The sequence below is a fragment of the Novosphingobium sp. HII-3 genome, assembly GCF_002916655.1.
GTDB lineage: Bacteria > Pseudomonadota > Alphaproteobacteria > Sphingomonadales > Sphingomonadaceae > Novosphingobium > Novosphingobium panipatense.
On sequence record NZ_PPSM01000025.1, the window covers coordinates 214,131 to 236,892 of the forward strand.

Sequence of the window (22,762 nt, forward strand, 5' to 3'; positions counted from 1 at the left end):
CTCCTGAAGCAGGCTGCCGCTACGCGCCGTCAAAGCCCTGGCCTTCCAGCATTGCTGCAAAGACGGTCAGTACAGAGGCGCGTGCATCAGGCCGCGCCCCGCTACTCTCAGCGGGTTTTGGGACGAGCCGACCGCGCGATTGTAAGCAGGCCTTCAGACAATAGAAGCTCTCCATCCTGGCTATTGGCCAGGAGATTCTGGTGGAGAGCAACCAGCCGTGCCACGAGCCTCTCCAGGCGCGGGCCTCTCCAGAGCTGGAGCTGAGCCCCCAGCGCCGGCTGGTCCTTCCAGAAGATGCGCCGCGCGGCCGCTTCAGCCTTGAGGAAGCCGGACACATCGCGGCTGCCCCCCATCCGGGCATTGAGCGCAGCCAGTTGAGCGACCCGGCGCTCAAAGGCGAGCAGCAGCCCGACCGGGTTCATGCCTTGCTCCCGCATCCGCCTGAATTCGGGACCAACGGCCTCGCGGCGTCCGGAGAGGACGGCATCGACCAGGGATCCAAAGCCGTCATCCTCCGTGGAAGCGCCGATCGCATCGAGGTCGGCACTCGTCACCGGGCGCGGCGTTTCGGGCGACGCATCCAGGTAGAGGGCGAGCTTGGACACTTCCGATCGGGCCAGCCGGGTGTCGAAACCGGCTCCGCGCGCGATACGCTCGGCTATTTCGCTGCCCAGCTTCAGGCCCGCCCCGTTTGCCATTGCGCGCACCGAGGCGGTGGCTGAGTTCAGATCGGGTGGGTAGAACATCGCCACCAGACCATCCGGCCGCGCCGCTAGAAGCTTGGCTGTACGCGATTTGTCCGTAGCGCCGGTGGCCACGATCAGGACCGGGCATCCCTCGACCTCGTTCTCGAACAGCACCTGTACGGCGTCGTGAGCTTCGTCGCCCTGCGCACGCACCCAGATGTGGCGGGCACCGCCGAACAGGGAGGTGGAGCGCGCCTCGTCTCCCAGCCTGACCGGATCCCGGCGCAGTTCCGCACCTGCCATCTCGATGCGCTCGCCCGCGTCGGGCAGCAGGGCAGCGATCTTTTCCGCCGCATCGGCGGCACCGGCCTCGTCGGGGCCGCAGAAGAAGAACACCCGCCCGTCGCGGGCCGCCCGCTGCGCAAGGCTCGCAAAATCCTTCTGGGTGGCTTTCACCGCGGCTTACTGGCTGGTGTCGCCGCGCAGACGCAGCGCAACATTGGTGACGATACGGTTCGCCACCTCTTTTGCCATGTTTTCCAGAGCGGTCTGTTCCGCGGCGATAGTCGCGTAGTCCGACGACACGACATCGATGCCGGCATCGGATCCTGCCGTCTGGTCCAGCACGATCTCCCCGCTGCCGACCTCGACCAACTGGTAGCGGGCTCGCAGGGTGCGCCGCTCCCGGCCGACGGTGTCGTCCGACAGCAGCGCGAAGCTTTCCAGCCGATCGTCGAGACGCACATCGAGGCGGTAGCGCGCGGCACTGCCGTTGCCTGCGCCAACGCCGAGTTCATCGACAAGGGCGTTGCGCACGAGCCATCCCGCACGCCCCTCAATCGCGGAAACCTGCACGTCGGCCAGTCCACGGGCAACGACACCGCTGCCCCCGCCGGCATACATCGGCTGAAGCCCGCAACCCGCGAGGAGCACGGCACCGGTGAGAGCGACGAGAGCCTTCACGCGACGAGATTCACCAATCGATCCGGCACAACGATCACCTTGCGCACTTCCGCACCATCCAGCGCACGCTGCACCTTCTCGCTCGCCAGGGCAAGCGCCTCGAGGTCCTCCCTGGAAGTGCCCTTGGCAACGGTAAGAGTATCGCGCAGCTTGCCTTTGACCTGAACCGCCACGGTGACCTCATCGTCCACCAGCAGTGCCGGGTCAACTTCCGGCCAGGCGGCGTCAGCGATCAGGCCCTCTCCGATGCCTGCCCAGGCTTCTTCCGCAAGATGCGGCATCATCGGCGAGACAAGCAGCAACAGCGTGCGGATCGCGCTGGATCGGCTAGCCGAAGGGGTTGCCTTTTCAATAGCCCCGTTGAGTTCGTAGATGCGCGCCACGGCCTTGTTGAAGCCCAGCGATTCGATGTCGCGGGCGGCGGCATCGACCGTCTGGTGAACTTTGCGGTCAAGCGCCTTGTCCTCGCCCGTCGCACCCGCATCATACTGGCCGAAAAGGCGCCACAAGCGCTGCACGAAGCGACCGCATCCTTCGATGCCCGCTTCCGACCAGGGCAAGTCGCGTTCCGGCGGGCTGTCGGAGAGCATGAACCAGCGGATCGCGTCGGCGCCGTAGGTCGCGACGATCTCGTCGGGGTCGACGACGTTCTTCTTCGACTTCGACATCTTGATGACGCGACCCACGTCGACGGGCGCCCCATCGGCCTTGAGCGTCGCGCCTTCGCCGGTGCGGTCGATTTCGCCGGGCGAGAAGAACACCGGCTGGCCGTTCGCATCGTTGATGCGGCTGTAGGTCTCGTGCGTGACCATGCCCTGCGTGAACAGGCTGCCGAACGGTTCCTTGACCTCGATCTTGCCGATGCGCGCAAGCGCCCGGGTCCAGAAGCGGGCATAGAGCAGGTGCAGGATCGCGTGCTCAATGCCGCCGATGTACTGTTCTACCGGTAGCCACTCGGCAATTCTTGCGGGGTCGAACGGGCGGTCGTCAGGCTGGCTGGCGAAGCGCAGGAAGTACCACGAGCTGTCGACGAAGGTGTCGAGCGTGTCGGTTTCGCGGCGCGCTGCATGGCCGCACTGCGGGCAGTCCACGTGCTTCCAGGTAGGGTGGCGCACCAGCGGGTTGCCGGGCGTCTGGAAATCGACGTCCTCGGGGAGGGTCACCGGCAGGTGCTTCTTCGGCACCGGCACCACGCCGCAGACTTCGCAGTGGATGAACGGGATCGGCGTGCCCCAGTAACGCTGGCGCGAGACGCCCCAGTCGCGCAGGCGCCACACCGTCTGGCCCGAGCCCCAGCCTTCGCTTTCGGCGCGCCCGATCACGGCGGCCTTGGCATCGGCTACGGACATGCCGTTGAGGAAATCGGAATTGACGAGAACGCCGTCACCCGTCTCGGCCTCGCCCGCGAAGGGCTTGTCGGCTTCCTCAGCGCTCGATGCGACGACGCGCACGATCGGGAGGGCGTACTTGGTCGCAAATTCAAAATCGCGCTGGTCGTGGCCGGGAACCGCCATGACCGCGCCCGTGCCGTAATCCATCAGCACGAAGTTCGCGATGAAGACCGGAAGCGCGGCACCAGTGAAGGGGTGCTTCGCGGTGATGCCGGTGTCGAAGCCCAGCTTCTCCGCGGTTTCCAACTCTGCCGCGGTGGTGCCGCCCTGCTTGCACAGCGCGATGAATTCCTCGACCTCGGGGCGACCGACAGCTGCGGATTGGGCGATCGGGTGATCGGCGGCGACGGCGACGAAGCTTGCGCCGAAGATCGTGTCGGGCCGGGTCGAGTAGACTTCGACCTTGCCGCCCGTCGAAAGATCGAAGCTGAACTGCAGGCCCTGCGACTTGCCGATCCAGTTCTCCTGCATCGTACGGACCTTCTCGGGCCACTTGTCCAGTGTGGAGAGGCCTTCGAGCAGTTCCTCTGCAAAGTCGGTGATCTTGAGGAACCACTGGGAGAGCTTGCGCTTCTCCACCAGCGCGCCCGAACGCCATCCACGCCCGTCGATCACCTGTTCGTTGGCGAGCACCGTCTGGTCGACCGGATCCCAGTTGACCGCCGATTCCTTGCGATAGACCAGGCCGTGTTCGTAAAGATCAAGGAACAGCGACTGTTCCTGCCCATAGTATTCGGGCTCGCACGTTGCGATCTCCCGGCTCCAGTCGAGCGCGAAGCCGAGGCGCTTCAACTGCGCCTTCATGTTGGCGATGTTCTCACGCGTCCAGCCACCGGGATGGACGCCCTTTTCCATCGCTGCATTCTCTGCCGGCATGCCGAAGGCGTCCCAGCCCATCGGGTGGAGGACTTCAAAGCCCTTCATCCGCTTGTAGCGCGCCAGCACGTCGCCCATCGTGTAGTTGCGCACGTGGCCGATATGGATGCGGCCCGAAGGATACGGGAACATCTCAAGGACGTAGCTGCGGGGCTTGGTCGAGGTATCATCGGCGCGGAAGCTCTGCGCTTCGTCCCACGCAGCCTGCCAGCGCGTGTCCGCCTGTGCAGGATCGAACCGCTCGGTCATTTCAGTGTGATCTCCTGCGCGCACGCGGCCCGCATCTTTGGTCTAGAGTCTAAGGATCAGCCGCCGATCGAATCGCGGCGAAGGTCACGGGCGCGGGTAAGGATGATGTCCTCAAGCTTCTGGACCGTCGCGGCCTGCACCGGCGCAGGTACCCAGCTGCCGCCCTGCTGCACTTCGCGCACCGCTGTCACCCGCAGCGCATCGGCGCGCAGATCCTGGTCCAGGATAGCGATCGACACCTTCACCCGCTCCGTCGGGGTCTTCGGATTCACGTACCAGTCGGTGATGATGACGCCGCCCGCGCTGTCGGACTGAAGGAGCGGCATGAAGGACACCGAATCGAGGCTCGCGCGCCAGAGGTAGCTGTTCACCCCGATCGTCGTCACCTGCGAGGGCGCCAGCGCGGCCACTTCGCGCTTCTCCCCGCCGCCGCATCCGGCGAGCGCCAGTGCAGCCACAGCGCCGAAGCCGAGGGCAATCCCCCTGGAAGCCAGCGTGCGCGCGGTGAAGAGGCCCTTGTCGGTGCTGCCTGTCATGTTCGTTCCCAAATCCGCTGTCAGAGGCTGCAGGCACGGCCATACCGAACCTGTCGTCAAGACGCCTCTATAACCGCCGTTGGCCCAGCGGCAAGAGCGGCTTGCCGCAGCACGACCAAGCACCGGGCGGCTTAGCCGTCGCTGAACGTCCGCAGCCAGGGTTGAACCCGGCTTTTCGAGGCGATCAGCCCGTGTTAACATCGCTCGGTGTTGAACGGGAGCTCATGGTCGCACCGGGGATGGGCGGCCGGTGAGAGGCGGCAGGTCTGGAAATGAACAGCGAACGAGCGGCAGCGACACGAGGTGGGATGAAGGGCAGCCTGCTGCTGGCCGGTTGCGTATGCCTTCTGGCCCTGCCGAGCGCGGTGCTCGCGTTCTCCGCCGATTTCACGCAGGGCACCTCCGCGCGGAGTGGCGGGGAAATCGATCCGCTGGCGAGCGAGACGACGCAGGAGAATCTCTCCCGCGCCATATCGATGCGCTCGCTTGCCAAGGGACAGCTTTTTCCCTTCACGCCCGCCGGAACTCCCAACCGGCCGGACCGTGCGGTGACGGTCGCGGTCCGCGTCGATCCCGAGGCGGCACAGGCGATCATCGTCAGGGGACGCGCGCCCTCCTCGTCGTCCCCGGCACCGGCTGATCGCCTCCACATGGCGCCCACCGCGTTCAATCTCGGCGTCTCGCGCGGGTATCAGAACTTCGCGCAGAACCTGGTCCCTCAGGCGCCTGCCCGCCCCCTGGCGCAGTTGCCCGATCTCAAGCGCTTCAGCCTCTCGCCCGGTAGCAGCCGCAAGGACGAATCGCGTTTCTCGCCCCGGATCTCGATCGATGAGAAGAAGGCTGCAGGGCGCGCGCCGCGAACTTTCGCCGTCGATGGCGGCGAGGTCGACTTCGGCGGCGCTTACCGCGTGACAGAGAATCTCGATGTCACTGCAGGCGTACGCTACTCCCAGGACCGCGAGCGGCTCGTCCCGCTGACCGATGGCAAGCAGGACAGCCAGGCGGTCTATGTAGGAACTCAGTTCAAGTTCTGAGCAGGCCACCGGTTGCAGCACATGCAATGACGTTCGTGGGAAATTGATCAAGTGATGGTCTTGCCGCCGTCATAATCCTTCCATAGCCTTGTGCTCTCGGTCGATCTTCAGACACGGAAGGGTTACGAATGGCGCGCGTTGCAATCGTCACGGGTGGCACGAGGGGTATAGGCGAGGCCATCTCCCTTGCTCTGAAGGAGCGTGGACACACGGTGGTGGCGAACTACGCCGGCAACGATGAAAAGGCGCGGGCTTTCACCGAGAGGACCGGCATCCCGGCCTACAAGTTCGATGTGGGCGACTTCGATGCGACGCAGGAGAGCTGCGCGCGCATCGCAGCGGACGTGGGCGCGATCGACATCGTCATAAACAACGCCGGCATCACCCGCGACGGCGTTCTCCACAAGATGAGCTTCGACGACTGGAATGACGTCATGCGCATCAATCTGGGCGGGTGCTTCAACACCGCCAAGGCGACGTTTCCCGGAATGCGGGACCGCGGTTGGGGCCGCATCGTGAACATTGGATCGATCAACGGCCAAGCCGGACAGTACGGCCAGGTAAACTATGCCGCAGCCAAGAGCGGCATCCACGGATTCACCAAGGCTCTTGCCCAAGAGGGTGCGAAGTACGGCATCACGGTGAACGCCATCGCCCCCGGCTACATCGACACGGACATGGTCGCAGCCGTGCCCGCACCGGTGCTGGAGAAGATCGTCGCCAAAATACCGGTCGGCCGGCTGGGCAGCGCCTACGAAATCGCTCGCGGCTGCGCTTTCCTCTGCTCCGAGAATGCAGCCTTCGTGACCGGCTCCACGCTGAGCATCAACGGCGGCCAGCACATGTACTGAGGCCGAGCCCGGCTTCTTCGCCGGCTCTCCGGAGCCGGCCTTTGTCGACCAGGGCTGCGCCGGCATGAAAAAAGGGGCCGCGGTTTCCCGCGACCCCTTTTTTGCAAGCCGAAGCCCTTGAAGCGATCAGCGCTTCGAGAACTGGAAGCTGCGACGTGCCTTGGCGCGGCCGTACTTCTTACGCTCGACAACGCGCGGGTCGCGGGTGAGGAAGCCGGCGGCCTTGACGGCGGCACGCAGGGCCGGCTCGTACTTGGCGAGAGCCTGTGCGATGCCGTGCTTTACGGCGCCGGCCTGACCCGAGAGACCGCCGCCCTTGACGGTGGCGATCACGTCGTACTGCTCTTCGCGGCCAGCGACCTGGAAGGTCTGGTTGATCACGAGGCGCAGGGTCGGACGCGCGAAGTAGACTTCCTGGTCACGGCCGTTGACGATGATCTTGCCCGAGCCGGGCTTGATCCACACGCGGGCAACGGCGTCCTTGCGGCGACCGGTTGCGTAGGCGCGGCCCTGCGCGTCGATCTGCTGCTCGCGCAGCGGAGCGTTCGAGACGGGAGCGGCGGTGACAGTCTCGTCAGCAACGGTGACGTTGCCGGCGATGTCCTTGAGGTCGGACAGGCTCTGCACGGTTTCGTTGTCGGACATTATGCGCCCACCTTGTTCTTGCGGTTCATGGAAGCGACGTCGAGCGCTTCGGGCTGAGTGCCACCGTGCGGGTGCTCGGTGCCGGCATAGATGTGCAGTGCGCGCATCTGGTCACGGCCGAGCGGGCCGCGCGGGATCATGCGCTCGACAGCCTTCTCGAGCACGCGCTCGGGGAAGCGACCGGCAAGAACCTTGTCTGCGGTGACTTCCTTGATGCCGCCGGCATAACCGGTGTGCTTGTAGTAGGTCTGCTGCTTGAGCTTGTTGCCGGTGAAGCGAACCTTCTCCGCGTTGATCACGACGACGTGATCGCCGCAGTCGACGTGCGGGGTGAAGCTCGGCTTGTGCTTGCCGCGCAGCAGGTCGGCGATGACGACGGCGAGACGGCCGACGACCAGATTTTCGGCATCGATCAGATGCCACTTCTTTTCCACCTCGGCCGGCTTGATCGACCGGGTGACCTTCGTGAGCGCCTTCATGGCTGGTCTATCCCTATAATTCGAGCGCCAGCCACGGAATCGAATCCCTGAAGGCGCGGAAGGCGGCCAAATCGTCGAAACAGGGCGCCAAGTCAAGCAATCCGCGGCTTTCCCGGGAGGTAAAATAATACCTTACGCCTTTGCCACCGCTCCGGCGAGCCAGGACAGCGTTGCGGGAGCGGTCCCATCGCACACCCAGCCGAAAACGGTCGGTTCTTCGTAGGGATGCACTTGTCCGAGACGGGTGATCGCCTCCTCAAGCCGGTCGTTCGTGGTCTTGAACAGCGCACCGACCTCACGGGCGGTGCACCGCTCGCCATTCCAGATAAAGACGCTGGTCATGCCAGGAACGAGATTGCCGCAGGCGACCAGCCCCTCGTGGAGCAGCGTGTCCACGGCCGCCAGCGCCGCCGTCTCATCCGGGAACGGACACCAGATGAGCGCACCTTTCACACTCGGCGGCCCAGGGCGTGAGCCCCCCAAACGGTTGCGGCCACCAGCAGCGCACCGCACAGCTGGTGCGCGACGGCGATCCAGAGCGTCAGGCCCGACCAGACTGTGAAGATGCCGAGCAGGACCTGCAGGCCGAACGCGCTGTGCACCGCGACGGAGACCAATCGCTGCCGCCGTGCCCGCAGCTTGCGGCCCATCACGACGAGGATGAGCACGACCACCCAGGCCCACCAGCGGTGGACGAAATGCGTGAGGTAAGGATCGTTGACCAGTGCCGACAGCGCGCCACGTGTCCATTCGACACCTTCGGGGAAGAAGCTGCCCTGCATCAGCGGCCAGGCGTCCCAGTTCCACCATCCGGCACCGGCTACATAGCCGGAGCGCAGCCCCGCCACCATCGCTCCCATGAAGAGCTGCAGCGCCAGCACGCCCAGCGCCAGCGCACCGAAGGCGGTCAGTCGGGCGCGCGGTTCGCCCCGCTTCAAGCCCCTGAGGTCAAGCGCGGTCCAGACCAGCCCGGCAAGAGTAAACAGCGCCACCAGCAGGTGTGCGGCGAGGCGGAAGTGGCTGACCCGGTCCAGCGCCTCCGGACTGAGGCCGGAGGACACCATCCACCATCCCACCACCCCCTGCAGGCCGCCAAGCGCCAGCAGGGCGACAAGGCGCGGCTTGTACCCGCCAGGGATCGTGCGCCGATACCAGAACCACGCCAGGGGAATTGCGAAGGCTAACCCGATCACGCGCGCCAGCAGGCGGTGGACCCACTCCCAGAAGTAGATGAACTTGTACTGCGCGAGCGTCATTCCCGCCGGGCCGTTTACATCGACGTACTGCGGGATCTGCTTGTAGCGCGCGAATTCCGCCTCCCACTGGACCTCCGTCAGTGGTGGGATCGCACCCGTTATCGGTTTCCACTCTGTGATGGACAGTCCCGATTCGGTGAGGCGCGTTATGCCCCCCACCGCCACAATGAGGATGACGAGCACCGCCACGAAGAGCAGCCAACGTACCATTGCGATTATGTCGTCACTGGTCCCGATGATCGGGCGCCCGTCATTCACTCTCATGTTTCCGCTTCTTTTTCCGGCACACCCCTCCCCTGCGGTTTCGCGACGAAGAGCGCAAGGGCTGCGTCGACCGGATGTGCCCCTGCCGAGTCCGGCCTTGAATAATGATACAACATCACATACATGACCTTCATGCGCACAGCCATCCTTGCCCTTCGTGACCGCCTCGACCGCGCCGGAATCATCCTCAGCGGCCTTTGTGCGGTCCACTGCGTTCTTGGCGTGCTGCTCGTCGGCATACTTGGACTTGGCGGCGAGGTGCTGCTGGCACCGGAAATCCACCGAATCGGCTTAGGCCTGGCGCTGGTCGTCGGCCTTGTTTCGCTGGGATTCGGGGTGGCGCGCCATGGCAAGCTCGCGCCCCTGGTCATCGGCGGCGCAGGTCTTGGCCTGATGGGGCTTGCTCTGGCGGTTGGCCATGGCCCTGCGGAAACCGTGCTGACGATCATCGGCGTGTCCCTGGTGGCTTACGCGCACATTCGGAACTTGCACCGCGGCGGCTGAACGCTATTTCGCCGCACATGGCTGACGAACTCCTGCTTACCGTCAACGGCGAATCCCGTCGCGTTCCTGCCGGCTCCAGCGTCGCCGACCTTGTCGCCGCCATCGGGCTCGATCCGAAGAAAGTTGCGGTCGAGCGCAACGGCGAGATCGCCCCGCGCTCCACGCTCGGCGACGTGACGCTCACCGACGGCGACGTACTGGAGATCGTTCACTTCGTCGGTGGCGGCTGAGCCTTCCCCTCTCCGCCCTTCCTGATCTTCCGCTTCCCGAAAGGACGCGCTTCGTGACTGATACTTCCGCCGACACCTGGACCGTTGCAGGACGAACCTTCACCTCGCGCTTGATCGTGGGCACAGGCAAGTACAAGGATTTCGCGCAGAACGCCGCCGCAGTCGAAGCATCCGGCGCGGAAATCGTCACGGTGGCGGTACGCCGGGTGAACGTGTCCGATCCAAAGGCACCGATGCTGACGGACTTCATCGACCCAAAGAAGATCACTTACCTGCCCAATACGGCAGGTTGCTTCACCGCCGAGGACGCCATCCGGACCCTGCGGCTCGCGCGCGAGGCGGGCGGTTGGGATCTCGTGAAGCTGGAAGTTCTGGGCGAGGCTCGCACGCTTTATCCCGACATGCGCGAGACGCTGAAGGCCACGGAGATTCTCGCCAAGGAAGGCTTCCTTCCGATGGTCTACTGCGTGGACGATCCCATCGCCGCCCGGCAGCTTGAGGACGCCGGAGCGGTCGCCGTGATGCCGCTGGGCGCACCGATCGGCTCCGGACTGGGCATCCAGAACAAGGTAACCGTGCGCCTGATCGTCGAAGGCGCGAAGGTGCCGGTGCTTGTGGACGCGGGCGTGGGAACGGCCTCCGAAGCAGCCGTGGCGATGGAGCTTGGCTGCGACGGCGTGCTGATGAACACCGCCATCGCGGAAGCGAAAGACCCGGTCCGCATGGCCCGCGCGATGAGGCTTGCGGTGGAGGCGGGCCGTCATGCCTATCTCGCCGGCCGCATGGGACAGCGCCGCTACGCCGATCCCTCCAGCCCTCTGGCCGGCCTGATCTAACCGTTCGCCATCAGGGCCCGGGCCGGAACGGCCCGGGCCTTGCAGGCCAGCTTGCGGACGTAGTCCACCTTGCCGACGACCGTGTCCGACAGGTGGAAGGGATAGAGGTCCGGCTGGCCCATCGAACGGTTCATGGCGTTCATGGCAAAGGACAGCGGCTTCATCGCCCGCACGAGAGTGCGGGCGTCTGCCGTATAGGGATCCATATCCAGCTGCAGCCCGCTGTCGCCTGGCGCGTTGGGAAAGGGCGCAAAGGTCAGATCAAAGCCTTTTGCGGTAGCCAGGACGTCGACGATGTGGAGGTAGTGCGCGAACGTTTCCGCAAAATCCTCCCAGGGGTGCGCGGTCGCGTAGTAGCTGACATAGTCCTCCGACCAGACCTTCGCTTCCTGTTCGCCATAATGCGCCTTTAGCGCCTGCTGATAATCGCTGCGCTCATCGCCGAACAGCGAGCGGAACGCGTCCAGCTCGGCCTGGTCGGTCTCGACAAGGCGCGACCAGAAGTGGTGCCCCACTTCATGCCGGAAGTGCCCCAGCAGTGTGCGGTACGGCTCCCCCATCGCGCTGCGCATGCGCTCGCGCTGCGAATCATCGGCTTCGATCAGGTTCAGGGTAATCACGCCCCCGTCATGGCCGGTGAATATCCGGGGGCTCCCCGCCCGTTCCGCCGCCGCGTCGTAAAGGAAATCGAAGGCGAGGCCCTGTACCCCGGATGCCGTCCCGGCGGCCTCCTGCGCCTTGGTGTCCAGCGGGAGCCCGAGCTTCATAAGGGTGTGGAAGAGCCGTCGCTTCGCAGCCTCGATCTTGCTCCAGCGCGGCGGGACTGAAGGTTCGGTAAGGTCCGGTATGGTGCGGTTGTGCCGACAGGCGCGGCACATGGGCGTCCAGTCGTTGGTGCCCACCAGCCAGTTGCAGATCTGGTAGTCGTTGTTGTTGGCACACACGACGACCGACGCGACGCTTCCGGCTTCATCCTTCCACACGGTCGCCTCGTCCGCCAGGAAGCGAAAACCGTCGATGGCCGGATCATAGCCCAGCGTCGCCGCGCAGCCGGGACAGACCCGCACCTCGAAGTGGTTGAGGCGGCTGCAGTTGGGGCACGGGAAGGCACGCATCGCGCACTCGCTATCGTTGACGTTCGGCCCGTCAACGCAGCAGCCGCGCGACCGTTTCCTCAAGCCCGGTACAGTGCGTCCACACGAGCGCCATACCGGTCTTTCAGCTTGTGCCGCCGGATCTTCAGGCTGGGTGTCATCTCCTCGTTCTCGATGGAGAACGGTTCATCGGCGAAGGTGAACTGGCGCACCTTCTCGATGACGGAGAGTTCGGCGTTCACCCGGTCGATCGCACCGCGGATGGCGGCGCGGAAAGCGGGAAGATCCTGCAGCCTGCGGAAATCGAACGTCTCCCCATTCTCCCGGGACCATTGAAAGGCCCAATCCGCGTCCGGTACGATCAGTCCCACGATGTACGGGCGGCGATCACCCGACACCATGGCCTGCGCGATCTCTGGCTGGAGCGTGAGCATCGACTCCACCTTCTGCGGGGAGACGTTGTCTCCCTTGTCGTTGACGATCATGTCCTTCTTGCGATCCGTAATGGCGATGCGGCCACGCTCGTCGATAAAGCCGATGTCTCCTGTGTGCAGCCAGCCGTCCTTGAGGACGTTCGCGCTCGCCGCCTCGTTCTGCCAGTAGCCGGACATGATGAGCTCGCCCCGGACGAGGATCTCGCCATCGTCGGCAATCCTGAGCTCCACCCCCCGCAGCGGCGGGCCGACCGTGCTGAACTTCACGCCCGCCGCCGGCCGGTTGCAGCTGATGATCGGGCCGGCTTCGGTCTGTCCGTACCCCTGCAGCAGCGTCAGCCCCATCGCTTCGAAGAACACGCCAATTTCCGGGTTCAGCGGCGCTCCTCCCGACACGAGCGCCTTGATCCGGCCGCCGAAGCGTGCCCGCACCTTGGGCCGCAGCGTGCGTTCGAGCAGGAGATCCAGCGGGCGATCAAGCAGACCGGGCTTGCCCGACTGGCTGCGCACGCCCCCCGCGATGGCCCAGTCCATCAGCCGGCTGGCCACGGCGCCCTGCTTCTCGATCTGCTTCATGATCCGCGTACGCAGCACCTCGAACAGGCGCGGCACCACCACCATGACCGTAGGGCGGACCTCTTCGATATTGGCCGCCAGCTTCTCCAGTCCTTCGGAGTAGTAGATCTCGCCACCCAGGCCGATCGGCAGCCACTGCCCGCCGGTATGCTCGTAGGCATGGCTAAGAGGCAGGAAGGAGAGGAAGATCTCTCGCTGCCCCTGGCCCGAGCGGCCGCCTTGATCCCAGCCGAAATCGTCGGCGATGACTTCGGCCGCGCCCGCGACATTGCACAAAAGCATACCGTGATGCTGGCGCACGCCACGCGGCGCCCCGCCCGTGCCGCTGGTGTAGATGACGCATGCCAGGTCCCCACGCCCGATCCCGGCGATCCGTTGGTCCACTTCCGCCCGCGCGGCGGCCGCATCTCCCTGCAGCAGATCCTCCCAGGCGAGCGTCTCGTAGGCCCCGCCCTGCATGGCCGGCAGCGTCTCCATGCCCACCACCAGCTGGCACAGGTCGGTCTGGACCACGGCCGGAAGCAGGGTACGTGCCAGCTTCTCGGTGGAAACGATGGCCGCGCGAGCACCCGAATTTTCGAGAATATGGGTATGATCGCGCATCGTGTTGGTCGTGTAGGTCGGAACCGTCACGCAACCTGCAGCCATGATCCCGATGTCGGCCAGGCACCATTCCGGGCGGTTCTCCGCCACGATGAGCACGCGGTCCCCATCGTTCAGGCCGTTCCGGCGCAGGGAGGCCGCGATCAGGCTGACGCGGCGAGCCGCCTCGGCCCAGGTGATGCAGCGCCACTGGCCGCCCTGCTTGGACCACAGCATGGGAACCTCGCCCAGTGCATCCGCACGGGCGAAGAACAACGACACAACATTGGGGCTCCGATCGAAGTCGGCGATTTCCATAGTGGCCCGGTATCCTCTCGGCTGTCTTTTTGGCTGATCTTTTCGAACGTCTGTGTGCGGCGGCAGGTTGCCGCGAAGTTACTGCGCGATGGCCACGCCTTCGGAGCGCGGATCCCCGGCCCCGGCGAGGCGGCCGTCGATGACCTGGACCGCGTTGGTCTTGAGCGGCATCTCCGCCGCGCGGACAGAACCATGGCCCAGCGCCCGGAGCGCCGGGATCATCGTCTCCAGCTTCGACCCCTGTTCGACGGTGACGGTGTCGCCCGGGGCGAACAGCACCGGCAGGGCGAGAGCGCGATCGACCGGCAGCTTCCAGTCGAGCACCCCCACCAGCGCACGGATCACCTGCACGGGGATCGTCGCGCCGCCAGCGGCGCCGACGACGAGGAGCAGCTTGCCATCGGGTCCGTAGACGACGGTGGGCGACATCGAACTGCGCGGCCGCTTGCCGCCCTCGACCCGGTTCGCCACCTCGCGGCCGTCCCGATGCGGCACGAAGCTGAAGTCCGTCAACTCATTGTTGAGATAGAATCCCCCGACCATGATACCCGAGCCGAACGCGCTCTCGATCGTCGACGTCCACGAGGCGACTTCGCCTTGCCGGTCGATCACGACGAAATGGGTGGTGCCGCGTTCTTCGTATCCCGCTCCGCGCGCGAGGGTCCTGGTCGGAAGACCGGCCGTCACTGTCTCCATCGTCCGGTCAGGCTGGATGAGCGCGCCGCGGCGGCGCAGATACGTGCGGTCCAGCAATTGCGCTACCGGCACGTCGACGAAATCAGGATCGGCCAGGAACAGGTCGCGATCGGCGTAGGCCAGCCGCTGGGACTCCGCGATCAGATGCCAGGCAACCGGCGAATCCGGCCCGAGGGCAGCAAGATCGAAGCCTTCCAGCTGGATCAGCGCCGCGAGCACCGTCGTGGCTCCGGAAGACGGCGGCCCCATGCCGCATATCCGGTAAACGCGGTAAGTACCGCAGACAGCAGGGCGTTCCGGCGCGGTGAACGCCGCCAGGTCGGCCTCGGTCATCTTTCCGTCCGACGGCGTCTCCGCCGCGACCTCGGCCACGATCCGCTGCGCCAGTTCGCCTTTGTAGAAACCGTCCGGGCCGTTGCGCGCAAGCTCCTCCAGCGTGCGGACAAGCGCGGGGTTGCGGATCGTCGTGCCGAGCGGGAGCGGCTTTCCGTCCGCTCCGTAGTAGATCGCCCGGGCCTCTTCGTCGTGAGCCCCCGCATCGGGTTGCCTCGAGAGGGAACGGTATCCGCGAGGCGTCAGCGTGAACCCGTCACGGGCAAGCTGGATCGCGGGCTGGAACAGATCCGCCCAGGGCAGGCGGCCCTTCGCGGCATGCGCCTTTGCGGCAAGGGCGATGTTGCCGGGCACGCCCACGCTGCGGCCACCGACGACGGCACTGCGAAATGGCAGGGGCTTGCCCGCTTCATCGAGAAAGCGGTTCGCCGTAGCCGCCTGCGGTGCCGTTTCACGCCCGTCGAGGGACTGAACGGCGCCCGCTGCGTCCGCCAGAAGAAGGAATCCGCCTCCTCCGATGCCCGAGCTTTGCGGCTCGACCACGGTGAGGGCCAGCATGGTGGCTATGGCCGCATCGGTCGCGCTCCCGCCCCGGCGCAGGATCGTTGCGCCGGCCTCTGCGGCGCGCGGATCGGCGGCACTGACCATCCCGGCATCGAACACGGCAGGCGCAGCCGGTGCCGCCGCTTCGGGACGGGTCGTGGGGGAGGTGGTTGCCACCAGGCCGGCGCAACCAGACAGGACGAGCGAGGCGGCGAGCCCCAGGATCAGCTTTCCGGACATCAGGGGCAGGCTTATTCGCTTCCCACCGCCTCTGCAATCGAGGCGAAACCATCACGGCGCATGAGCTCGCGCAGGCCTTTGCCGATCGATCTGGCAATCCGCGGCCCTTCGTAGACCATCGCGCTGTACAGCTGAACGAGGCTCGCCCCCGCCCTGATCCGCGCCCAGGCATCGTCGGCCGTAGCGATGCCGCCAACACCGATCAACGGCACGGCGCCGCCGGTCGCCTGCCGGAAGTCACGGAGCCGCTGCTGCGCGAGGTCGCGCAGCGGAGCCCCGGAGAGCCCGCCGGTTTCATTCCTGTGGGCGGAGGCCAGAGCCGGCCGTGAGATCGTGGTGTTAGAGACGATCAGCGCGCCCAGCCCTTTTTCGATTGCGATCCGTGCGATCGCATCGATGTCCGCAGGCTCGAGATCCGGCGCCACCTTGAGGAACACGGGAGGGCGGACCGCTTCCGAGCAGGCGGCGTCCCGAGCCTCGATGACGGCGTCGAGCAGGCCGACCAATGCCGATTCGTCCTGCAGCGCCCGCAGGCCGGGGGTGTTCGGGCTGGAGATGTTCACGGCCAGGTAGCTCGCCAGCGGCGCCATCAGGCGGGCCATGATGGCATAGTCGGCCACGCGATCGTTCGAATCCTTGTTCGCCCCGATGTTGATGCCGACGACGCCCGGGCGCCCGAGTCGCGCTTCAAGCCGGTAGACCGCCGCTTGCGCGCCGCCGTTGTTGAAGCCCATGCGGTTTATGACCGCCTTATCCTCTTCCAGGCGGAACAGGCGCGGCTTGGGATTGCCAGCCTGCGGCAAAGGGGTAATCGAGCCCACTTCGGCAAAACCGAAGCCCAGTCCCAGCAGGGCATCGGGCACTTCTCCGTCCTTGTCGAACCCGGCCGCCATTCCCACCGGGTTGGGAAAAGCGATACCGGCAACCTCGGTGGCAAGCGCAGGATCGGCCTTTTGTGCATCGGGATTGGACCCGAGCTTCAGGGCCTTCACGGCAAGCCCGTGGGCCTTCTCGGCATCGATGCGGAACAGGGCGGGACGGAAAAAGGAATAGAGCACGCTGCCGCATAACGCCGGGAGAGGTGTTGCTCAAACGCTTCTTATTGCAGCCCCCTGCAGGAAAATCGCAGCAGCAGCTTTACGGCCGGCTGCGACATGTCGCGATTATACAATAAATCGCCTTTCCCGTAGCATAAATGGGCGCCGCGACCCGAAGGGCTCGTCGCGGGATGCGTTCGAGTTCTTTACACCTCAAGGGCGGCTCCCGCATCGGCGGGAGCCGCCTTTTTTTCGTGTGAGGCGCGGAGCGGAGGATCGTCGCCGTTCCGGCTGTGAACCGGCCCTGCCGCTTTTCCGGTCAACTCGGCATTGAAACTTGCGTTGCAGTGCACTAGGTGAAATCGGAAAGATTTGATCCGATTTAATCGCAGGACCCGAAAGCCCGCATGCGCCTGTCCAGCATGGCCGATTACGCTGTCGTCATCATGTCCGCTGCGGCGCGGCATTGCGGCACCTGCTCGCTCATCGAGCAGGCCGGCGGCAAGCGGGGGCGCGTCTCCGCTGCGCAGCTGGCGGAGGAGACGGGCCTTCCCGCTCCTACCGTGCAGAAGCTGGTGAGCAAGCTTTCGGCGGCCGGCCTCATGCGTTCGTCCCGCGGGGCCGGCGGCGGTTTGCGACTCGCCCGTCCACCTGCAACGATTTCGCTTGCGGACATCGTCGAGGCGGTAGAAGGGCCCATCGCCCTCACGGCCTGCATCGACCGCGTGAAGAGCGACTGCACGCTGGAGGGTGCCTGCACCACGAGATCCCACTGGCCGCAAGTCAACGCGGCCGTGCGCGGGGCACTCGCCCAAGTGGCGCTGACCCAGTTCGTCGAGGAAGTTTGAGATGACCGAGGAAACCATCCCCGTGGAGCGCGACCAGGCTGCGCGTGAAGCCGCTGCACGTGTGGCGGAATACGAGCACGGCTGGGTTGCCGACATCGAGCAGGAATATGGCCCCAAGGGCCTTTCCGAGGACACGATCCGCTTCATTTCGGCCAAGAAGGAAGAGCCGGAATGGATGCTCGACTGGCGGTTGAAGGCTTATGCCAAGTGGCTGGAGATGACGCCGCCGGATTGGGCCAAGCTCGACGTTCCGCCGATCGACTACCAGGAAGCCTATTACTGGGCCGCGCCCAAGAAGAAGGACGGCCCGGCAAGCCTCGACGAAGTCGATCCCGAGATCCTGCGCGTCTACGAAAAGCTCGGCATCCCGCTTGAGGAGCAGAAAGTGCTCGCCGGCGTAGAGGGCGCACGCAAGGTGGCCGTCGACGCGGTGTTCGATTCGGTCTCCGTCGCCACTACGTTCCGCAAGGAGCTCGAACAGGCGGGCGTCATCTTCCGCTCGATCTCTGAAGCGATTCGCGAATTCCCGGACCTGGTGAAGAAGTGGCTGGGCAAGGTCGTGCCGGTCCAGGACAACTACTTCGCCGCCCTGAACTGCGCCGTGTTCTCGGATGGCACCTTCGTTTACATTCCCGAGGGCGTGCGCTGCCCGATGGAGTTGAGCACCTACTTCCGGATAAATGCGGAGAATACGGGCCAGTTCGAACGCACGCTGATCGTTGCCGACAAGGGCAGCTACGTCTCCTACCTCGAAGGCTGCACTGCCCCGCAACGTGACGAGAACCAGCTTCACGCCGCCGTCGTCGAGCTCGTCGCCCTGGAAGACGCGGAGATCAAGTACTCGACCGTCCAGAACTGGTATCCCGGCGACGCCGAGGGCAAGGGCGGCATCTACAACTTCGTCACCAAGCGTGGCCTGTGCCAGGGCGCCCGTTCGAAGATCAGCTGGACACAGGTGGAAACCGGCTCCGCCGTGACCTGGAAGTACCCCAGCTGCGTCCTCAACGGCGAGGATTCGGTGGGCGAGTTCTACTCGGTTGCGGTCACCAACAACTACCAGCAGGCCGACACCGGCACCAAGATGATCCACAACGGCAAGGGAAGCCGCTCGACGATCATCTCCAAAGGCATTTCGGCCGGCAGGAGCAACAACACCTATCGCGGTCTCGTCCGCGTGGCCGCCAACGCCGAGGGCGTGCGCAACTTCACCCAGTGCGATTCGCTGCTGCTCGGCAAGGAATGCGGCGCGCATACGGTGCCGTACATCGAAGTGCGCAACCCCAGCGCACAGATCGAGCACGAGGCCACCACCAGCAAGATCAGCGATGACCAGCTGTTCTACGCCATGCAGCGCGGGCTCGATACCGAACAGGCGGTCGCTCTGATCGTCAACGGCTTTGCCAAGGACGTGCTGCAGCAGCTGCCGATGGAATTTGCCGTGGAAGCGCAGAAGCTGCTGGGCATTTCGCTTGAGGGGAGCGTGGGCTGATGTCCTCCTCCGCCATGAATAACGAAGGACAGGAAACCATGACCGCCGCCCGCAAGACCCTGGGCATCAGCCGCGCCGACAGCGCACCCAAGGACGCAAAAGCCAGCTTCGCCCTCACCGGCGCGCGGCTTGAAACGCTGAAGGAACGCGCTCGCGAGCAGCGCCGCCATCCCACCGATGCGCAGAAGGCGCTGTGGGCGCAGCTATCCGGCTCCAAGCTGGGCGGCGTGAAGTTCATTCGCCAATCGGTCGTGGGCTCCACGATCGTCGATTTCGCCTGCCCCTCCCGCTGGATCGTGGTGCAGATCAGCGCTGCTGACGGCAACGCCGACGTCAACGAACTGCAGGACCGCAAGCTCATCGAGGTCGGCATCCGCGTCCTGCGCTTCTCCGAAGAGGAAGTTCTCGGCAACGTCGAGACCGTGATCCGCGAGATCAACACCGAACTCAACGTGCCGTTCGACAAACGCTCCGCGCGCAAGAAGGCGGGTCAGCGCCCTGCCACGGCCTTCGTGAGCGATGAAGGATAACCCATGCTCAAGATCGAAAACCTGACCGCGAACGTCGCCGACAAGCCGATCCTCAAGGGCCTGTCGCTCACCATCAACCCTGGCGAGATCCACGCCATCATGGGGCCGAACGGCGCGGGCAAGTCGACGCTGGGCTACACGCTGGGCGGTCGTCCCGGCTATGAAGTGACCGGCGGCGCCGTCGATTTCGACGGACAGGACCTGCTCGAACTCGAACCGCACGAGCGCGCCGCCGCCGGCCTGTTCCTGGGCTTCCAGTACCCGGTCGAGATCCCCGGCGTCTCCTTCGTCCAGTTCCTGCGCGAGGCGGCCAATGCCCAGCGCAAGGGGCGCGGCGAAGAACCGCTTTCGGGCGGCGAGTTCCTGAAGCTCGCACGCGAGAAAGCCGGCCTGCTGCGCATGGATATGGACATGCTCAAGCGCCCGGTGAACGTCGGTTTTTCCGGCGGCGAAAAGAAGCGCGCCGAGATGGTGCAGATGGGCATCCTGAACCCCAAGCTGGCGATTCTCGACGAGACGGACTCCGGCCTCGACATCGACGCGCTGCGCATCTGCGGCGAAGGCATCAACGCGATCATGCGCAGCGCTGACAAAGCCGTGCTGCTCATCACCCACTACCAGCGGCTGCTGGACTACGTGAAGCCGGACTTCGTTCACGTCCTGGCCAACGGGCGCATCGTCAAGTCAGGCGGTCCCGACCTCGCCCTGCGCCTTGAGGAAGAGGGCTACGAGGCGGTGGTGCAGGAGGCGGCATGAACGTCGAACTCGCCCTCCCCACCCGCAAGGACGAGGATTTCCGCTACTCCGACCTTGAGGCCCTGCGCACTGTCTGGCCGATCGTCACGGAAGAGATCGTCGTGCCGGACGGTGCGGAGCAGACGCTCCAGATCGTGGAGACCGGCGGCGGCGCGGTAGCACGGCACGTGGCGGTCACGCTGGGAAAGGGCGCAAAATTTGACCTGCGCGTTCTCACGGCCGGGCCGGGCTATGGCCGCATCGCGGTGGACGCTACGCTGGCGCAAGGCGCGGACTTCACGCTGGGCGCCGCACAGCTGGCGACCGGCGAGGAGACGGTCGAGATCGTCACCGAAGTGACGCATGCCGGTCTCAATGCCACGTCGCAGCAGATCGTGCGCACGGTGCTCGCCGGCAAGTCCGTGGGAACGTACCTGGGCCGTATCGCGGTGGAACGCGGGGCCGATGGCACGGACGCCGAGCAATCGGTTCGCGCCATGCTGCTGGAGCGCACGGCGACCGCTAACGCTCGCCCGGAACTTGAAATCTACGCCGACGACGTCAAGGCCGCACATGGCTGCGCCGTGGGCGAACTCGACGCGCAGGGCCTGTTCTACCTGATGAGCCGCGGCCTCACGCCTCCGCAGGCGAAGCGGCTGATGCTGCAGGCGTTCATCGCCGAAGCCTTCACTGGCGCTCCCGGCGAGGAGGAGCTCAGCAGCGCCGCGCTTGCCCGACTGGAGGCGATCCTGTGACGTCCGAAACTTCAGAACTCGTGCTGAAGGACCAGTTCCCCGGCCTCGCGGGCAACTGGCACTATCTGGACACGGCCGCCACATCCCAGAAGCCGCAGGTGGTGATTGATGCCACCGTGGCTGCGATGGGTGAAAAGTACGCGACGGTGCACCGCGGGGTCTATGCCCGATCGGCCGACATGACCCTCGCCTTCGAGGCCGCCCGCCGCCGCGTGGCCGCTTTCATGAACGCGCAGGAGGACGAGATCGTCTTCACGCGCGGCGCGACCGAATCGATCAACCTCGTCGCGCAGAGCTGGGCTGCCACCAACCTGAAGGCAGGCGACCGCATCCTGCTATCGACGCTGGAGCATCATTCCAACATCGTTCCCTGGCAGCTGCTGAGGAACGGCGTCGAAATTGACGTATGCCCGCTCACTCCTGAGGGCACCATTGACCTTGAGGCGGCCGAGCGCATGCTCACGCCCGCTCACAAGCTCGTCGCTTTCGCACACGTGTCCAATGTCCTCGGCTCGGTGCTTCACGTGGAACATGCCGCAAGGCTCGCCCATGCGGTCGGCGCCAAGCTGCTGATCGACGGTTGCCAGGCCGCGCCGCGTCTGGCGCTCGACGTGCAGGCCTTCGACTGCGACTTCTACGCCTTCTCGGCGCACAAGCTCTATGGCCCGACCGGCATCGGCGTGCTCTGGGCGCGCAAGGCTCTGCTGGACCAGATGCCGCCGTGGCAGGGGGGCGGGTCGATGATCGACAAGGTTACCTTCGCAGAAACCACGTATGCCCCCGCACCTCAGCGCTTCGAGGCCGGCACCCCCAATATCGTCGAAGCCGTCGGCATGGCGGCGGCGATGGACTGGCTGTCGGACATCGGGCTCGATCGTGCGGAGAAGCACGAGCGCGATCTTGCCGGCCTGCTTCGCGCCGAACTGCGCAAGCGCAACGACGTCACGCTGTTCGGACCGGACGACTCGCTCGGCATCGTCAGTTTCGCTCTCGAGGGGGTGCATCCGCACGACCTCGGCACCATATTGGACGAGGAAGGCGTTGCGATCCGCGCCGGGCATCACTGCGCACAGCCGCTGATGGAGCACCTCGGGGTTCCGGCCACCGCCCGCGCAAGCTTCGGGCTCTACAGCGACGAACAGGATATCGAGGCGCTCCTGAAGGGCATCGAGCGCACCAGGAGAATTTTCGGATGAGCGACGAGAAGCCGAATTTCATTGTCGAGGAAGTCGAAGCCGCGCCGCCGCCGCCCCGCGCCCGCGTTGAGGACGTCCCGGCGCCGAGCGACGCTCCGGCCGAACGGCGGCGTGATTACCTTGAGGGTTTCCTCGCCGAGAAGCCGCAGGATCTTGATCCGGCAGCGCCGGGCGGTGCGATCTACGACGGCGTCATCGATGCGCTGAAGGAGATCTTCGACCCCGAGATCCCTGTGAACATCTACGATCTTGGTCTCATCTACGGCGTCGAGGTTTCGCCCGAAGCCTCCGTGGCGGTGACGATGACGCTGACCACGCCGCATTGCCCCGTGGCCGAATCAATGCCCGGCGAAGTGGAACTGCGCGTGTCGGCCGTGCCGGGCGTGCGCGATTGTGACGTGAACTTGGTTTGGGATCCACCCTGGGACATGGCCAAGATGTCCGACGAAGCCAAGCTGGAGCTTGGAATGCTGTGACCGGAGAGCATCGCGTGCGGAACCCGGTCTTGGGACAGTTCGCGCGCGACGCCTCCTTCACGCTGAGCTGGGCCCCGTGG

The 22,762-nt window shown here is 65.4% G+C and carries 25 protein-coding genes; 12 read left to right on the forward strand and 13 right to left on the reverse strand.

The window, feature by feature from the left end; all coding sequences use genetic code 11:
- Positions 1-107: 107 nt before the first annotated feature.
- Genes holA through C2R25_RS10700 form a run of 4 tightly spaced genes read right to left on the reverse strand, consistent with a single transcriptional unit; the run spans position 108 to position 4,701 of the window.
- A complete protein-coding gene (gene holA, locus C2R25_RS10685; protein ID WP_103729163.1) occupies positions 108-1,142 on the reverse strand; it encodes a DNA polymerase III subunit delta in 1,035 nt (344 codons plus the stop codon).
- A gap of 6 nt (positions 1,143-1,148) precedes the next feature.
- Entirely contained in the window at positions 1,149-1,649 is a 501-nt protein-coding gene (gene lptE, locus C2R25_RS10690) for an LPS assembly lipoprotein LptE (protein ID WP_103729164.1), read from the reverse strand.
- The gene (leuS, locus tag C2R25_RS10695; protein WP_103729165.1) at positions 1,646-4,165 is read right to left on the reverse strand and encodes a leucine--tRNA ligase; all 2,520 of its coding nucleotides are present in this window, start codon (positions 4,163-4,165) and stop codon (positions 1,646-1,648) included. The genes lptE and leuS overlap by 4 nt, the downstream gene beginning before the upstream one ends.
- A gap of 56 nt (positions 4,166-4,221) precedes the next feature.
- The gene (locus C2R25_RS10700) at positions 4,222-4,701 is read right to left on the reverse strand and encodes a DUF3576 domain-containing protein (protein ID WP_103729166.1); all 480 of its coding nucleotides are present in this window, start codon (positions 4,699-4,701) and stop codon (positions 4,222-4,224) included.
- 308 nt (positions 4,702-5,009) lie between these two features.
- Between C2R25_RS10700 and C2R25_RS10705 the strand changes: the two genes are divergently transcribed.
- Together C2R25_RS10705 and phbB are read left to right on the forward strand one after the other, a co-directional pair.
- Positions 5,010-5,735: a hypothetical protein gene (locus tag C2R25_RS10705; protein WP_103729167.1), complete on the forward strand. Its 726-nt coding sequence runs from the start codon at positions 5,010-5,012 to the stop codon at positions 5,733-5,735.
- A 128-nt stretch (positions 5,736-5,863) separates the two neighbouring features.
- Positions 5,864-6,586, forward strand: a complete 723-nt coding sequence (gene phbB / locus C2R25_RS10710) for an acetoacetyl-CoA reductase (protein ID WP_103729168.1) — start codon at positions 5,864-5,866, stop codon at positions 6,584-6,586.
- 126 nt (positions 6,587-6,712) lie between these two features.
- On the opposite strand, the gene rpsI is transcribed toward phbB, so the two are convergent.
- The 5 genes from rpsI to C2R25_RS20425 form a co-directional block, all read right to left on the reverse strand.
- Positions 6,713-7,231: a 30S ribosomal protein S9 gene (gene rpsI / locus C2R25_RS10715; RefSeq protein WP_103729169.1), complete on the reverse strand. Its 519-nt coding sequence runs from the start codon at positions 7,229-7,231 to the stop codon at positions 6,713-6,715.
- Entirely contained in the window at positions 7,231-7,710 is a 480-nt protein-coding gene (gene rplM, locus C2R25_RS10720) for a 50S ribosomal protein L13 (protein WP_103729170.1), read from the reverse strand. The genes rpsI and rplM overlap by 1 nt, the downstream gene beginning before the upstream one ends.
- 132 nt (positions 7,711-7,842) lie before the next feature.
- Positions 7,843-8,163 carry a divalent-cation tolerance protein CutA gene (gene cutA / locus C2R25_RS10725; protein WP_103729171.1) on the reverse strand — a complete coding sequence of 107 codons (321 nt, stop codon included), beginning with the start codon at positions 8,161-8,163 and terminating at the stop codon, positions 7,843-7,845.
- On the reverse strand, positions 8,160-9,230 hold the full coding sequence (locus tag C2R25_RS10730; protein ID WP_103729172.1) for a COX15/CtaA family protein: 1,071 nt from the start codon (positions 9,228-9,230) through the stop codon (positions 8,160-8,162). Before C2R25_RS10730 ends, cutA begins: the two co-directional genes overlap by 4 nt.
- Entirely contained in the window at positions 9,227-9,364 is a 138-nt protein-coding gene (locus tag C2R25_RS20425) for a hypothetical protein (protein WP_158250649.1), read from the reverse strand. Before C2R25_RS20425 ends, C2R25_RS10730 begins: the two co-directional genes overlap by 4 nt.
- Here C2R25_RS20425 and C2R25_RS10735 point away from each other — a divergent pair.
- The 3 genes from C2R25_RS10735 to C2R25_RS10745 are packed head-to-tail and all read left to right on the forward strand — an operon-like array spanning position 9,363 to position 10,800.
- Entirely contained in the window at positions 9,363-9,734 is a 372-nt protein-coding gene (locus C2R25_RS10735; protein WP_103729320.1) for a MerC domain-containing protein, read from the forward strand. The two genes, C2R25_RS20425 and C2R25_RS10735, sit on opposite strands and share 2 nt — an antisense overlap.
- 17 nt (positions 9,735-9,751) lie before the next feature.
- Positions 9,752-9,964, forward strand: a complete 213-nt coding sequence (gene thiS, locus C2R25_RS10740) for a sulfur carrier protein ThiS (protein ID WP_103729173.1) — start codon at positions 9,752-9,754, stop codon at positions 9,962-9,964.
- 53 nt (positions 9,965-10,017) lie between these two features.
- Positions 10,018-10,800 carry a bifunctional sulfur carrier protein/thiazole synthase protein gene (locus tag C2R25_RS10745; protein WP_103729174.1) on the forward strand — a complete coding sequence of 261 codons (783 nt, stop codon included), beginning with the start codon at positions 10,018-10,020 and terminating at the stop codon, positions 10,798-10,800.
- Here C2R25_RS10745 and C2R25_RS10750 read toward each other — a convergent pair.
- The 4 genes from C2R25_RS10750 to C2R25_RS10765 all read right to left on the reverse strand — a co-directional run bounded on the left by C2R25_RS10750 (position 10,797) and on the right by C2R25_RS10765 (position 16,674).
- Positions 10,797-11,915 (reverse strand): putative zinc-binding metallopeptidase, encoded by a 1,119-nt coding sequence (locus C2R25_RS10750; protein WP_103729175.1) that lies wholly within the window; start codon positions 11,913-11,915, stop codon positions 10,797-10,799. The two genes, C2R25_RS10745 and C2R25_RS10750, sit on opposite strands and share 4 nt — an antisense overlap.
- 59 nt (positions 11,916-11,974) lie before the next feature.
- Positions 11,975-13,804: a long-chain fatty acid--CoA ligase gene (locus tag C2R25_RS10755; RefSeq protein WP_103729176.1), complete on the reverse strand. Its 1,830-nt coding sequence runs from the start codon at positions 13,802-13,804 to the stop codon at positions 11,975-11,977.
- 78 nt (positions 13,805-13,882) lie between these two features.
- Positions 13,883-15,616: a gamma-glutamyltransferase gene (gene ggt / locus C2R25_RS10760; RefSeq protein ID WP_103729177.1), complete on the reverse strand. Its 1,734-nt coding sequence runs from the start codon at positions 15,614-15,616 to the stop codon at positions 13,883-13,885.
- 11 nt (positions 15,617-15,627) lie between these two features.
- Positions 15,628-16,674, reverse strand: coding sequence for a quinone-dependent dihydroorotate dehydrogenase (locus C2R25_RS10765; protein ID WP_103729178.1), 1,047 nt, complete (start codon positions 16,672-16,674; stop codon positions 15,628-15,630).
- A gap of 386 nt (positions 16,675-17,060) precedes the next feature.
- Here C2R25_RS10765 and C2R25_RS10770 point away from each other — a divergent pair, with 386 nt between their 5' ends.
- Genes C2R25_RS10770 through C2R25_RS10800 form a run of 7 tightly spaced genes read left to right on the forward strand, consistent with a single transcriptional unit; the run spans position 17,061 to position 22,682 of the window.
- Positions 17,061-17,501: an Rrf2 family transcriptional regulator gene (locus C2R25_RS10770; RefSeq protein WP_103729179.1), complete on the forward strand. Its 441-nt coding sequence runs from the start codon at positions 17,061-17,063 to the stop codon at positions 17,499-17,501.
- Position 17,502: 1 nt separating this feature from the next.
- Entirely contained in the window at positions 17,503-18,990 is a 1,488-nt protein-coding gene (gene sufB, locus C2R25_RS10775; RefSeq protein ID WP_103729180.1) for a Fe-S cluster assembly protein SufB, read from the forward strand.
- Between the two features lie 14 nt (positions 18,991-19,004).
- Positions 19,005-19,520 carry an endonuclease domain-containing protein gene (locus C2R25_RS10780; RefSeq protein WP_233203915.1) on the forward strand — a complete coding sequence of 172 codons (516 nt, stop codon included), beginning with the start codon at positions 19,005-19,007 and terminating at the stop codon, positions 19,518-19,520.
- A 3-nt stretch (positions 19,521-19,523) separates the two neighbouring features.
- Positions 19,524-20,276 (forward strand): Fe-S cluster assembly ATPase SufC, encoded by a 753-nt coding sequence (gene sufC, locus C2R25_RS10785; protein WP_103729181.1) that lies wholly within the window; start codon positions 19,524-19,526, stop codon positions 20,274-20,276.
- Positions 20,273-21,010, forward strand: coding sequence for a SufD family Fe-S cluster assembly protein (locus tag C2R25_RS10790; protein WP_103729182.1), 738 nt, complete (start codon positions 20,273-20,275; stop codon positions 21,008-21,010). The genes sufC and C2R25_RS10790 overlap by 4 nt, the downstream gene beginning before the upstream one ends.
- The gene (locus C2R25_RS10795; RefSeq protein WP_103729183.1) at positions 21,007-22,206 is read left to right on the forward strand and encodes an aminotransferase class V-fold PLP-dependent enzyme; all 1,200 of its coding nucleotides are present in this window, start codon (positions 21,007-21,009) and stop codon (positions 22,204-22,206) included. The genes C2R25_RS10790 and C2R25_RS10795 overlap by 4 nt, the downstream gene beginning before the upstream one ends.
- Positions 22,203-22,682, forward strand: coding sequence for an SUF system Fe-S cluster assembly protein (locus C2R25_RS10800; protein WP_103729184.1), 480 nt, complete (start codon positions 22,203-22,205; stop codon positions 22,680-22,682). The genes C2R25_RS10795 and C2R25_RS10800 overlap by 4 nt, the downstream gene beginning before the upstream one ends.
- Positions 22,683-22,762 lie beyond the last annotated feature (80 nt).

Bases quoted from the DNA above. Each gene is read 5' to 3' on its own strand.
- C2R25_RS10750 (WP_103729175.1), bottom strand. From the start codon at position 11,915: ATGCGTGCCTTCCCGTGCCCCAACTGCAGCCGCCTCAACCACTTCGAG.
- sufC (WP_103729181.1), top strand. From the start codon at position 19,524: ATGCTCAAGATCGAAAACCTGACCGCGAACGTCGCCGACAAGCCGATC.
- C2R25_RS20425 (WP_158250649.1), bottom strand. From the start codon at position 9,364: ATGAAGGTCATGTATGTGATGTTGTATCATTATTCAAGGCCGGACTCG.
- C2R25_RS10755 (WP_103729176.1), bottom strand. From the start codon at position 13,804: ATGGAAATCGCCGACTTCGATCGGAGCCCCAATGTTGTGTCGTTGTTC.
- rplM (WP_103729170.1), bottom strand. From the start codon at position 7,710: ATGAAGGCGCTCACGAAGGTCACCCGGTCGATCAAGCCGGCCGAGGTG.
- C2R25_RS10790 (WP_103729182.1), top strand. From the start codon at position 20,273: ATGAACGTCGAACTCGCCCTCCCCACCCGCAAGGACGAGGATTTCCGC.
- sufB (WP_103729180.1), top strand. From the start codon at position 17,503: ATGACCGAGGAAACCATCCCCGTGGAGCGCGACCAGGCTGCGCGTGAA.
- thiS (WP_103729173.1), top strand. From the start codon at position 9,752: ATGGCTGACGAACTCCTGCTTACCGTCAACGGCGAATCCCGTCGCGTT.
- C2R25_RS10705 (WP_103729167.1), top strand. From the start codon at position 5,010: ATGAAGGGCAGCCTGCTGCTGGCCGGTTGCGTATGCCTTCTGGCCCTG.
- rpsI (WP_103729169.1), bottom strand. From the start codon at position 7,231: ATGTCCGACAACGAAACCGTGCAGAGCCTGTCCGACCTCAAGGACATC.
- C2R25_RS10735 (WP_103729320.1), top strand. From the start codon at position 9,363: ATGCGCACAGCCATCCTTGCCCTTCGTGACCGCCTCGACCGCGCCGGA.
- leuS (WP_103729165.1), bottom strand. From the start codon at position 4,165: ATGACCGAGCGGTTCGATCCTGCACAGGCGGACACGCGCTGGCAGGCT.
- phbB (WP_103729168.1), top strand. From the start codon at position 5,864: ATGGCGCGCGTTGCAATCGTCACGGGTGGCACGAGGGGTATAGGCGAG.
- C2R25_RS10780 (WP_233203915.1), top strand. From the start codon at position 19,005: ATGAATAACGAAGGACAGGAAACCATGACCGCCGCCCGCAAGACCCTG.
- C2R25_RS10700 (WP_103729166.1), bottom strand. From the start codon at position 4,701: ATGACAGGCAGCACCGACAAGGGCCTCTTCACCGCGCGCACGCTGGCT.
- ggt (WP_103729177.1), bottom strand. From the start codon at position 15,616: ATGTCCGGAAAGCTGATCCTGGGGCTCGCCGCCTCGCTCGTCCTGTCT.
- C2R25_RS10800 (WP_103729184.1), top strand. From the start codon at position 22,203: ATGAGCGACGAGAAGCCGAATTTCATTGTCGAGGAAGTCGAAGCCGCG.
- C2R25_RS10730 (WP_103729172.1), bottom strand. From the start codon at position 9,230: ATGAGAGTGAATGACGGGCGCCCGATCATCGGGACCAGTGACGACATA.
- C2R25_RS10770 (WP_103729179.1), top strand. From the start codon at position 17,061: ATGCGCCTGTCCAGCATGGCCGATTACGCTGTCGTCATCATGTCCGCT.